General features: G+C 49.0%; 1 protein-coding gene. It reads left to right on the forward strand.

The features are described from left to right. On the forward strand, window positions 1-545 hold a 545-nt coding region (gene tsaB / locus ACWHAR_RS31070; protein WP_452088931.1), incomplete at both ends, for a tRNA (adenosine(37)-N6)-threonylcarbamoyltransferase complex dimerization subunit type 1 TsaB.

The following is a 545-nucleotide window of genomic DNA, read 5'->3' on the forward strand; positions in this document are numbered from 1 at the left end:
TGCCGGCAATCGACGAACTCCTTAAAGAGTGCGGTTTAAAGCCTAGTGACCTGACCCAAATTGCAGTTGCCAAAGGCCCGGGTTCATATACAGGCGTGCGGATCGGCGTGACGATTGCCAAAACGCTTGCATGGTCATTAAATATTCCGGTTAAAACCGTTTCAAGCCTTGAAGTGCTTGCGGCAAACGGCCGTTTTTTCCAAGGCTTGATTTGTCCGTTGTTTGATGCTAGGCGCGGTCAGGTTTATACGGGACTGTACCAGTATAGGGACGGCAAACTCCATGGATTGGAAGAGGACCAGAACATTCTGCTTGAAGATTGGCTAAAAAAGCTGAAAGCCATGGATCAGCAAGTCCTTTTCATAGGAAGCGACACCGGGATTCACAGGGAAATGATCGAACGGATTCTCGATGAACAAGCGGTTATTGCAGACCCTGCCCTGCAGCTTCCAAGACCTTCAGAATTGGCTTTAATCGGAGAACTTAAAGAGGACGAGCCAGTGCACAGCATTGTTCCAAACTATATTCGTCTGGCCGAAGCCGAG

The sequence above is a fragment of the Bacillus sp. LR--39 genome, from assembly GCF_053613335.1.